The 10703-nt window shown below is 62.4% G+C and carries 9 protein-coding genes; 6 read left to right on the forward strand and 3 right to left on the reverse strand.

The window, feature by feature from the left end; genetic code table 11:
• Window positions 1-59: 59 nt before the first annotated feature.
• The 4 genes from RMO23_RS18420 to RMO23_RS18435 are packed head-to-tail and all read left to right on the forward strand — an operon-like array spanning window position 60 to window position 3966.
• Entirely contained in the window at window positions 60-2120 is a 2061-nt protein-coding gene (locus RMO23_RS18420) for an acetyl/propionyl/methylcrotonyl-CoA carboxylase subunit alpha (protein WP_309684341.1), read from the forward strand.
• A gap of 21 nt (window positions 2121-2141) precedes the next feature.
• A complete protein-coding gene (locus RMO23_RS18425) occupies window positions 2142-2423 on the forward strand; it encodes a cupin domain-containing protein (RefSeq protein ID WP_309684342.1) in 282 nt (93 codons plus the stop codon).
• Window positions 2420-2890 (forward strand): VOC family protein, encoded by a 471-nt coding sequence (locus tag RMO23_RS18430; RefSeq protein WP_309684343.1) that lies wholly within the window; start codon window positions 2420-2422, stop codon window positions 2888-2890. Before RMO23_RS18425 ends, RMO23_RS18430 begins: the two co-directional genes overlap by 4 nt.
• Window positions 2891-2928: 38 nt before the next feature.
• Complete coding sequence (locus RMO23_RS18435; RefSeq protein ID WP_309684344.1) at window positions 2929-3966, forward strand: D-cysteine desulfhydrase; 1038 nt, start codon at window positions 2929-2931, stop codon at window positions 3964-3966.
• A 13-nt stretch (window positions 3967-3979) separates the two neighbouring features.
• On the opposite strand, the gene rsxB is transcribed toward RMO23_RS18435, so the two are convergent.
• Both rsxB and phaZ read right to left on the reverse strand, forming a co-directional pair.
• A complete protein-coding gene (gene rsxB, locus RMO23_RS18440) occupies window positions 3980-4696 on the reverse strand; it encodes an electron transport complex subunit RsxB (RefSeq protein ID WP_405041635.1) in 717 nt (238 codons plus the stop codon).
• Complete coding sequence (gene phaZ, locus RMO23_RS18445) at window positions 4693-6303, reverse strand: polyhydroxyalkanoate depolymerase (protein WP_309684346.1); 1611 nt, start codon at window positions 6301-6303, stop codon at window positions 4693-4695. The genes rsxB and phaZ overlap by 4 nt, the downstream gene beginning before the upstream one ends.
• A gap of 291 nt (window positions 6304-6594) precedes the next feature.
• On the opposite strand from phaZ, the gene ygiD reads away from it, so the two are divergent.
• Entirely contained in the window at window positions 6595-7449 is an 855-nt protein-coding gene (gene ygiD, locus RMO23_RS18450) for a 4,5-DOPA dioxygenase extradiol (protein WP_309684347.1), read from the forward strand.
• Window positions 7450-7617: 168 nt separating this feature from the next.
• Here ygiD and RMO23_RS18455 read toward each other — a convergent pair whose 3' ends face one another.
• Complete coding sequence (locus RMO23_RS18455) at window positions 7618-8814, reverse strand: amino acid aminotransferase (protein ID WP_309684348.1); 1197 nt, start codon at window positions 8812-8814, stop codon at window positions 7618-7620.
• 212 nt (window positions 8815-9026) lie between these two features.
• Here RMO23_RS18455 and uvrB point away from each other — a divergent pair.
• Window positions 9027-10703, forward strand: a 1677-nt coding sequence (gene uvrB / locus RMO23_RS18460) for an excinuclease ABC subunit UvrB (RefSeq protein ID WP_309684350.1), incomplete at its 3' end; no start/stop codon positions are given.

A 10703-nucleotide genomic window follows, 5' to 3' on the forward strand; every position in this document is an offset into this window, starting at 1 on the left:
GAGAACCCGTGGCGCAAGCACGGGAACATCCCCCTGTAAGCGCCCGAGGAGAAGACACAATGTTTACCAAAATCCTCATAGCAAATCGTGGCGAAATCGCCTGCCGCGTCATCCTTACCGCCCGCAAGATGGGCATCAAGACCGTCGCGGTCTATTCCGATGCCGACAAGGACGCGCGCCATGTCGAGCTGGCCGACGAAGCCGTCAACATCGGCCCGGCCCCCAGCCGCGACAGCTACCTGCAGGCCGAAAAAATCATTGCCGCGTGCAAGCAGACCGGCGCGCAGGCGGTTCACCCCGGTTACGGCTTTCTGAGCGAAAACGCCGGCTTTGCCAAGCGGGTCGAGGAAGAAGGCATCATCTTCATCGGCCCCAAGCACTATTCGATTGCCGCGATGGGCGACAAGATCGAGTCCAAGAAACTGGCGGGTGCGGCGGGGGTCAACTGCATTCCCGGTGTCAACGACGCGATCGAAACGCCCGAGAAGGCCGTTGAGATCGCCAAAGGCATCGGCTACCCGGTGATGATCAAGGCCAGCGCCGGCGGCGGCGGCAAGGGCCTTCGCGTGGCCTTTAACGACAAGGAGGCGTTTGAAGGCTTCACCTCATGCCGCAATGAGGCGCGCAACAGTTTTGGTGATGACCGGGTCTTCATCGAGAAGTTTGTCGAGGAACCGCGGCATATCGAGATTCAGCTGATGGGCGACAGCCACGGCAATGTGCTGTACCTGAACGAGCGCGAATGCTCGATCCAGCGCCGCCATCAGAAGGTGATTGAAGAGGCGCCGTCGCCCTTCATCAGCGAGGCCACGCGCAAGGCCATGGGCGAGCAGGCGGTGCAACTGGCCAAGGCGGTGAAGTACCAGAGCGCCGGCACGGTCGAGTTTGTGGTCGGCAAGGACCAGAGCTTTTATTTTCTGGAAATGAACACCCGGCTGCAGGTCGAGCACCCGGTGACCGAGTGCATCACCGGGCTGGACCTGGTGGAACTGATGATTCGCGTGGCGGCCGGCGAGAAGCTGCCTTTGACGCAGGCTGAGGTGAAGCGCGACGGCTGGGCCATCGAGTGCCGCATCAATGCCGAGGACCCTTTCCGCAGTTTCTTGCCCAGCACCGGACGTCTCGTGCGCTTTCAGCCGCCCAAGCAGACGATGTTTGCCTCCGACACCGCGCACCTGATGGGCGTGCGCGTGGACACCGGCGTGCAGGACGGCGGCGAGATTCCGATGTTTTACGACTCGATGATTGCCAAGCTGATCGTGCACGGCAAGGACCGTCTCGACGCGATTGCCAAGATGCGCGAGGCGCTCAATGGCTTTGTGATTCGCGGCATCAGCAGCAACATCCCGTTTCAGGCGGCCTTGCTGGCACACCCCAAGTTTGTGGCGGGTGACTTCAATACCGGCTTTATTGCCGAAAACTATGCCAGGGGCTTCAAGGCCGAGGACGTGCCGCACGACGACCCGGACTTTCTGGTGGCGCTGGCGGCTTACGTCAACCGCCGCATGCTGGGCCGCGCGGCGGGCATCAGCGGCCAGTTGCCCGGCCATGGCGTGATGGTGGGTGAGGAGTTTGTCGTGATTGGCCTGGGTGCCACCGGCCAGAACACGCCGCAGCCTGCCCTGGTGACCGAATACCAGGCCCAATCAGGCTCCAGCGCCGTCGAGACGGGCGGCAAGCGCTATGAAATATGTAGCAACTGGCATCTGGGCGGCGCCCGCATTCGCGGCACGGTGAACGGCCTGCCGTTTGCCGCGCAGGTCGAGCGCGGCGTCGGCCAGGGCTCGGTAAAAAATCCGCTGGCTATTCGCGTCAATCACAACGGCACCCGGCTTGACGCGCTGGTGCTGTCGCCGCGCGCGGCCCAGCTGCATGCGTTGATGCCGTACAAGGCGCCGCCCGACATGAGCCGCTACGTGCTGTCGCCCATGCCCGGTCTGCTGGTCGAGGTGGCGGTGCAGGTCGGCCAGAAGGTGCAGGCCGGCGAACGCGTGGCCGTGATTGAGGCCATGAAAATGGAAAACGTGCTGTTTGCCGCGGCCGATGGTGTGGTCGGCAAGGTGCTGGCGGGCAAGGGCGAGTCGCTGACGGTGGACCAGCCGATTGTCGAGTTTGTATAAACCCGTCGTCAGGAGTTTGTGATGAATACCCAGGAATTTGAAGCAGCGCTGCAAGCCGACCAGTACGGCGAGATCACCCGGGTCGAGCGCCATGTGGGTTACCAGCTGGCCGAGCACCAGCATCCCTTCGATGCCTGCGCGCTGATCACCACGGGCGAGATCACGCTGGTGGTGGGGGGTGTGGCCACGACCTATGCCGTGGGCGAGATATTTCGCCTGCCGGCCGGGACCCCGCACCTGGAGCGCGCCGGACCCAGCGGCGTGAGCTATCTGGTTGGCCGCAGGGAGGTGGCCGCACCATGACCCGTCCCTTCAAAGTTCTAGGCATCCAGCAAATCGCCATAGGCGCCCCCAGCAAAGACCGCCTGCGCACGCTGTGGGTGGACATGCTGGGGCTGCAAGTCACCGGCAATTTTGTCAGCGAGCGTGAGAACGTCGATGAAGACATTTGCGCCATCGGCAGCGGCCCGTTCAAGGTCGAGGTCGATTTGATGCAGCCACTGGACCCGGACAAGAAGCCGGCCGTGCACACCACACCGCTGAACCATGTTGGCCTGTGGATCGACGACTTGCCCAAAGCGGTGGAATGGCTGACGGCGCAGGGCGTGCGCTTTGCGCCCGGCGGCATCCGCCAGGGCGCGGCCGGTTTTGACATCTGCTTCCTGCACCCCAAGGCCAGCGACGAGTTTCCGATTGCCGGCGAGGGGGTGCTGATCGAACTGGTGCAGGCGCCACCCGAGGTCGTCAAGGCTTTTGCGGCGCTGGGTTAAGCTGAAACCTCCACTCGACTTTTTTGGATACTTTCCCCATGGACTTAAGCCGTTTCCCGCGCCGCCGGTACACCCAGGGCGCTACCCCGCTCGAATTTCTGCCGCATTTCACCCAGGCCCTGCGCGCTTCCTGCCCCGCCGGTGGCGGCCCCAATGTCTGGATCAAGCGCGATGACATGCTGGGCCTGACGCCCGGCGGCAACAAGACCCGCAAGCTGGAGTTTCTGGTGGCCGACGCGCTGGCGCAGGGCGCCGACACCCTGATCACCTGCGGCGCGCCGCAGTCCAACCATTGCCGCGCCACCTTGTCGGCTGCCATCAAGGAGGGCATGAAGTGCCGCTTCGTGATCGAGGAACGGGTGCCCCACAGCTACCGGCTTGAGGCCAGCGGCAACAACTTTTTATTCCGCCTGCTGGGTGTCGAAGCAATGACGGTGGTGCCGGCGGGCACCCACATGCTGGAGGCCATGCAGAAGGTGGCTGACGACCTGGCCAGCGAGGGCCGCAAGGGCTATATCGTGCCCGGTGGTGGCTCCAATGCGCTGGGCGGGTTGGGCTATGTGGCCTGCGCGCAGGAGCTGCAGCAGCAGTTTTTTGAGCAGGGCGTGCAGATCGATCGGGTGGTGGTGGGCTCTGGCAGCTCGGGCACGCACGGCGGCCTGCTGGCGGGCTTTCTGGGCAACCATATCAACATTCCCATCGTCGGCATTGGCGTGAGCCGCGACCCGGCGGACCAGGACCCGCTGGTGCTTAAAGAGGCGCAGGCCGTGGCCGACCTGCTGGACATGAAGCTGACGGTGCCGCGCGAGGCGGTGCTGAGTTTTGGCGATTGGTGGCGGCCCAAGTATTCGGTGCCCAACGCGGCCATGGTCGAGGCGGTGCAACTGCTGGCGCGTACCGAAGCGATTTTGCTGGACCCGGTTTACACCGGAAAAATCATGGCCGGCCTGATCGGCCTGGCGCGCCAGGGCTACTTCAGGCGCGACGAAAACCTGCTGTTCATTCACACCGGCGGCGCCCCGTCGCTGCACGCCTACGAGGCCGAGGTGCTGGGTCTGGCCGACCTGCCTTCCTGAAGAAGGCTGGCGTTCAGGTTTTGGGCGGGCGTTGCGCCCGGGCCCGGGCCAGCGCGGCCTCGATCACCGCGCGCTTGCGCTGCTGCACCGCAACGTCGGCTTCTGGCCTGGCGGGCAGGCCTGCAGGCGGCGTCATCGTCGCCCTGGGCCCCGTGTTTTCGGATTTTTCAGGTCTTTTAGGGCTCTGGCCCTTATTCTGCGTGCACTTAAAGCTATGAAATTCATAGCGAATCCTGGCCGTGTCGGCATCGGCTTGCGACCAGGCGCTCCAGCCGGTGTGGCTGCCGCTGACGTTGTCCAGACTGATGCAGTCGACCGGGCAGACCGGGATGCAGAGTTCGCAACCGGTGCAGTAGGGTTCGATGACGGTGTGCATCATCTTGTTGCTGCCCATGATCGCGTCGACCGGGCAGGCCTTGATGCACAGCGTGCAGCCAATGCACCAGGCTTCGTCGATGACGGCGACCGCGCGCGGGCCTTCGACGCCGTTGGCCAGGTTCAGCGGCAGGGCGGGCAGGCCGGTGATGGCTGCCAGCCGCTGCACGCCTTCCGCGCCGCCCGGCGGGCACTGGTTGATCGCGGCCTGGCCCGAGGCGATAGCCTGCGCGTAGGCGGCGCAGTCGGGGTAGCCGCAGCGGGTGCATTGCGTTTGCGGCAGCGCGGCATTGATGCGCTCGGCGAGCGCGGCCTCAGGCCCAGCCACGCTAGCTGGCCCCGCGCCGGCGATCATTTTCCGCGTGCAGTTTTGGCTTTTGGTGCGGTCGTCTTGCGCGCTGGCAACTTGGCGGCTGGACTGAGCGCTTGCGCCGCCTTGGACGGTGCGGTGTGAGCCACCGGTTTGGCCACTGGCTTGGCCCCCGGCTTCCTGACCGATTCCGGGAACAGGTCGGACACCAGGGTGGTGACCGGTTTGCCCGCGGCCTTTGCGACCGGCTTGGCGGCTTGCTTGGGAAGCAGCTTGACGACGGGCCTGGTCTCGGCGACGGCCAGGGGCTTGGCCGCGGCGCTCGCAGCAGGTGCCGATTCCGCTATCTTTTTAGGAGCTACCGGAACCAGTGTTACCTTGGCTGGGGCCTCGTTGTGGTCAAGAATGAAGGCCTTGACCACCGGGTAGACCTGATCGCGCCAGCGGCGCCCGCTGAAGATGCCGTAGTGGCCCGCGCCCTTGACTTCAAGGTGTTTTTGTTTGGCCTTGGGAATGTTGTAGCAAAGCCCGTGCGCCGCTTCGGTCTGGCCCGAGCCGGAGATATCGTCCAGTTCGCCTTCAATCGTGAAGTGGGCGGTGGTGGTGATGTCTTGCGGCTTCACCTTCTCAATCTTGCCGTCTACACCCGTGACTTCCCAGGTGCCGTTGACCAGCTTGAACTCCTGGAACACGGTCTTGATGGTGTCCAGGTAGTAGTCGGCGTCCATGTCGAGCACCGCGTTGTACTCGTCGTAGAACTTGGTGTGGGCGTCGGCGCTGGCGTCGTCGCCCTTGATCAGGTCCTTGAAGTAGTCGTAATGGCTCGTGGCGTGGCGGTCGGGGTTCATGGCCACAAAGCCGGTGTGCTGCAAAAAGCCGGGGTAAACGCGACGGCCCGCACCCGGGAAGTTGCTGGGCACGCGGTAAATGACATTGTTCTCAAACCATTCGTAGCCCTTGTTCATGGCCAGGTTGTTGACTGCCGTCGGCGATTTGCGCGCATCGATCGGGCCGCCCATCATGGTCATGCTCAAAGGCGTGGTTTCGCCACGCGAGGCCATCAGCGAAACGGCGGCCAGCACCGGCACGGTAGGCTGGCAGACGCTGATGACGTGACAGTTGCCGTAAATGCCCTGCACATGACGGATGAATTCCTGCACATAATTGACGTAGTCGTCAAGGTGAAAGCTGCCCTCGGACAAAGGCACGGTGCGGGCGTTTTTCCAGTCGGTGATGTAGACCTTGTGGTCTTTCAGCATGGTCTTGACGGTGTCGCGCAGCAGGGTTGCATAGTGGCCCGACAGCGGCGCCACGATCAGCACGGCGGGCTGGCCCTTGAGCTTGGTCAGCGTGGCCGGATCGTCGGTAAAGCGCTTGAAGCGGCGCAGTTCGCAAAAGGGCTTGTCCAGTTCAATCCGTTCGTGAATGGCGACGCTGGTGCCGTCCACATTCACCGTCTGGATGCCAAAGGCCGGCTTTTCATAGTCTTTGCCCAGACGGTAAATCAGGCTGTAGCCCGCCGCCATGCGCTGCGCCAACGGGTTTTTTGCCAAGGGAGACTGGGGATTGCCATAGAACTTGGCCGCCGCTTGTGCAAAGTCGACAAAGGGCTCCATCAGCGAGCGCCGGGCTTCATAAGTTTTGTACAGCATGGGGATGAACCTTTGTGAGTTTGAACTTAAATTCAACGGTGATAACGAAATATGTTGCAGTGCAGCATAACAGGCCATGCCTTTAAAAGACTGACGACCGCCTCTAATTCCGGGCTGTTTTCACGGTGTTGTCGCTTCAGCGTGAGCGCTTTTGAATTTGTAGACTTCCCAAATGGCCATTAGGCGCTATTTTGAGCCTTACCATGTCAACTGTGTCAAGCCCTCAAGCTTTGCTGTTCATTGTTGCAGGGCGTTTAGCCGCCTTAACTTTTTCCTGATTGGAGTCAAACCATGATTTCCACCATTGACCCCGCTGCGCTGGACCGTATCGCATCGCTAAAAAAATCAGACCGCCTGCCGGTGCTGTTTCTGGGCCACGGCAGCCCGATGAACGCCATTGGCGACAACGAATACCGGCGCAGCTGGCAGGCGCTGGGGGCAGAATTTGGCAGCAAAATGCCGCGCCCGCAGCTGATTCTGTGCATTTCAGCCCACTGGCTGACCGAAGGCTGGTGGCTGACCGCCATGGACCGGCCCAAAACCATTCATGACTTTGGCGGCTTTCCGCAAGAGCTGTTTGACCAGCAGTACCCCGCGCCCGGCGATGCGGCGGCGGCACAGGCCATCAGCCAGCTGGTGCGGCAGCGGGGTTCGGCGTCGCTCGGGCTGGACCTGCTCGAGTGGGGGCTGGATCACGGCGCCTGGTCGGTGCTCAAACCCATGTTTCCGTATGCCGACATTCCGGTGATCCAGCTCAGCATGGACTACAGCCGCGCGCCCGAGGAGCATTACGCGCTGGCGCAGCAGCTCAAAAGCCTGCGGGACCGGGGCGTGCTGATCGTGGGAAGCGGCAACATCGTGCACAACCTGCGCCAGATGCAGCGCGGCGCGTCTGGCAGCCAGGCTTACGACTGGGCGCTGGAGTTTGACCAGACGATAGCCGGTTACCTGCAGCAGGGCAACCTGGCGGCGCTGCAGAATTTCCAGAAGCTCGGCACGCTGGCCAAGACGGCCCATCCCACTTACGAGCACTACCTGCCCCTGCTGTACACGGCCGGCGCGGTGGAGGCGAGCGAGCCGATGCGCTTCTTCAACACCAGCTTTCAGGGTGGCTCGATCTCCATGCGCTCGGTGGTTTGGGGTTAGGGTGGCCTGGCTGGCTGGCCGGCCAGAAGAAATGGCCCGCTATTTATTTGATAGCTGCTAGCGCACGAAATACGTGGGCTACAGCCGTATTTGACCGGAAAAATGGAGTGGAAGGCGGCTCACCGGCCATCCGGTGAGCCTCATGCGGCCCGAATGCGCTTTGCCGGCTCAGACGACCTTGGCAATCGAGGCGCAGACGTAGTCGATGTTCTTGCTGTTGAGCGCCGCCACGCACATGCGGCCGGTATCGGTGCCGTACACGCCAAACTCGTTGCGCAGGCGCACCATCTGGTCTTTGCTCAGGCCCGAGTAGCTGAACATGCCGATCTGGCTGGTGATGAAGCTCATGTCCTGCTTGACGCCGGCGGCCTTCAGGCCATCGACCAGCTTTTGGCGCATGGCCTTGATGCGCACGCGCATCTCGCCCAGTTCCTGCTCCCACAGGGTGCGCAGCTCGGGGTTGCCGAGCACGGCGGCGACCACGGCACCGCCATGGATGGGCGGGTTGGAGTAGTTGGTGCGGATCACGATCTTGAGCTGGCTCAGCACGCGGGCGGCTTCTTCCTTGCTCGCGCACAGCACGCTGAGCGCGCCCACGCGTTCGCCGTACAGGCTGAAGCTCTTGGAAAACGAGGTCGAGACAAAGAAATCCAGGCCGGCCGCCACGAATTTGCCGATCACGGCGCCGTCTTCGGCAATGCCGTGGCCAAAGCCCTGGTAGGCCATGTCGAGGAAGGGCACCAGGCCCTTTGCCTTGACGGCGGCAATCACCTGGTCCCACTGGGCGGCGGTAATGTCGTAGCCGGTCGGGTTGTGGCAGCAGGCGTGCAGCACCACGATGGTGCCGGGCGCGGCGGCGTTCAGGCTGGCCAGCATGGCCTCAAAGTTGACGCCGCGTTTTTCGGCGTCGTAGTAGGCATAGCTTTCGACCGGAAAGCCGGCGTTGGTGAACAGGGCGCGGTGGTTTTCCCAGCTCGGGTCGCTGATCAGCACCGTGGCGTCGGGCTTCAGGTGCTTGAGGAAGTCGGCGCCTATCTTCAGGCCGCCGGTGCCGCCTATGCCCTGGACGGTGGCCACGCGGCCTGAAGTGACGGGTTCGCTGTCGGCGCCAAACACCAGGCTCTTGACGGCGGCATCGTAAGCGGCAATGCCGTCAATCGGCAGGTAGCCACGCGGCGATGGCGTGGCCATCATGGTTTTTTCAGCGGCCTGCACGCATTGCAATAGCGGCAGCTTGCCGTTGTCGTCGAAATAAACACCCACGCCGAGGTTGACCTTGGCCGGGTTGGGATCGGCATTGAACTGCTCGTTCAGACCCAGAATCGGGTCGCGCGGGGCCATTTCGACAGCGGTGAACAAAGACATGAAAAATCCTCAAAAAAAGTAATGAAAGATGCGGGCAGGTCAGGAAACCATCAGCAGGCGGCCCCCGGTTGACTCGGTGGGTACGCGGAGAACCCGGGTGACCTGGGCCGTCGCCGGGTGTTGGGGGTTTGCAGTTCCAGAGTTCATCCGAATGTCGTATTCTGTGCGGTTGCCCTTGATTTTAACGGGGCTGAATGCATGTACGAGGTTGTATGCCAGAAGTTACTGAAGTCATTACCGATTCACCTGAAGTCGAACGTGTGGGTGAATTCGTCAGTTTCCCCGATTCCCCTTTTGAATTGTTCATGCCTTACCCGCCCGCGGGCGATCAGCCGGTGGCGATTGAAAAGCTGGTGGAAGGCGTCAACGATGGCGAGGTGTTCCAGACCCTGCTGGGTGTGACGGGGTCCGGCAAGACCTTCACCATGGCCAATGTGATTGCCCGGCTGGGCCGGCCGGCGATTGTGTTTGCGCCCAACAAGACGCTGGCGGCGCAGCTTTACAGCGAATTCCGCGAGTTTTTCCCGAAAAACGCGGTGGAATATTTCGTCAGCTACTACGACTACTACCAGCCCGAAGCCTACGTACCGCAGCGCGACCTGTTCATTGAAAAAGACTCCGCCATCAACGAGCACATCGAGCAGATGCGGCTGTCGGCCACCAAAAGCGTGCTGGAGCGCCGCGACACCATCATTGTCGGCACGGTCAGCGCGATTTACGGCATAGGCGCGCCCGAGGACTACACCCAGATGCGCTTTATTGCGCGCCTGGGCGACAAGATGGGCCAGCGCGACGTGATTGCGCGCCTGATTCGCATGCAATACACGCGCAACGAGCAGGATTTTGCGCGCGGCACCTTTCGCGTCCGCGGCGATGTGATCGACGTGTTTCCGGCCGAGCATTCCGAGCTGGCGATCCGCATCGAGCTGTTTGACGACGAGATTGAGTCGCTGCAGCTGTTTGACCCGCTCACGGGCCGCATCCGGCAGAAAATCCCGCGTTTTGTGGTCTATCCCAAAAGCCACTACGTCACGCCGCGCGACAAGGTCATGGCGGCGGTGGAAACCATCAAGCTGGAGCTGTCGGAGCGGGTAGGGCAGTTTGTGGCCGACGGCAAGCTGGTCGAGGCCCAGCGCATCGAGCAGCGCACCCGGTTTGACCTGGAAATGCTGAGCGAGATTGGCCACTGCAAGGGCATCGAGAACTACACCCGCCACCTCAGCGGTGCGCCGCCAGGCTCGGCGCCGTCCACGCTGTGCGACTACCTGCCGAAGGACGCGGTGATGTTTCTGGATGAAAGCCACGTCATGATCGGCCAGCTCAACGCCATGTACAACGGCGACCGGGCGCGCAAGACCACGCTGGTGGAATACGGTTTCAGGCTGCCCAGCGCGCTGGACAACCGGCCGCTCAAGTTTGAGGAGTTTGAAGCCAAGATGCGGCAGGCGATTTTTGTTTCTGCGACGCCAGCGGCCTACGAGCAGCAACATGCCGGCCAGGTGGTGGAGCAGGTGGTGCGGCCCACCGGCCTGGTCGACCCGGAGGTGGAAGTGCGGCCGGCCGTCAGCCAGGTTGACGATGTACTGCAGGAAATCCGTATCCGGGTCGAGAAAAACGAACGGGTGCTGATCACCACCCTGACCAAACGCATGGCCGAGCAGCTGACCGACTACCTGAGTGAGAACGGCGTCAAGGTGCGTTATCTGCACAGCGACGTGGACACGGTCGAGCGGGTCGAGATTCTGCGTGACCTGCGTCTCGGTGCTTTCGATGTACTGGTCGGCATCAACCTGCTGCGTGAAGGGCTGGACCTCCCGGAAGTGTCCCTGGTGGCGATCCTGGACGCCGATAAAGAGGGTTTTCTGCGCTCCGCCGGGTCCCTCATCCAG

The sequence above is a fragment of the Polaromonas sp. genome (assembly GCF_031411155.1).
Taxonomy (GTDB): domain Bacteria; phylum Pseudomonadota; class Gammaproteobacteria; order Burkholderiales; family Burkholderiaceae_C; genus Polaromonas.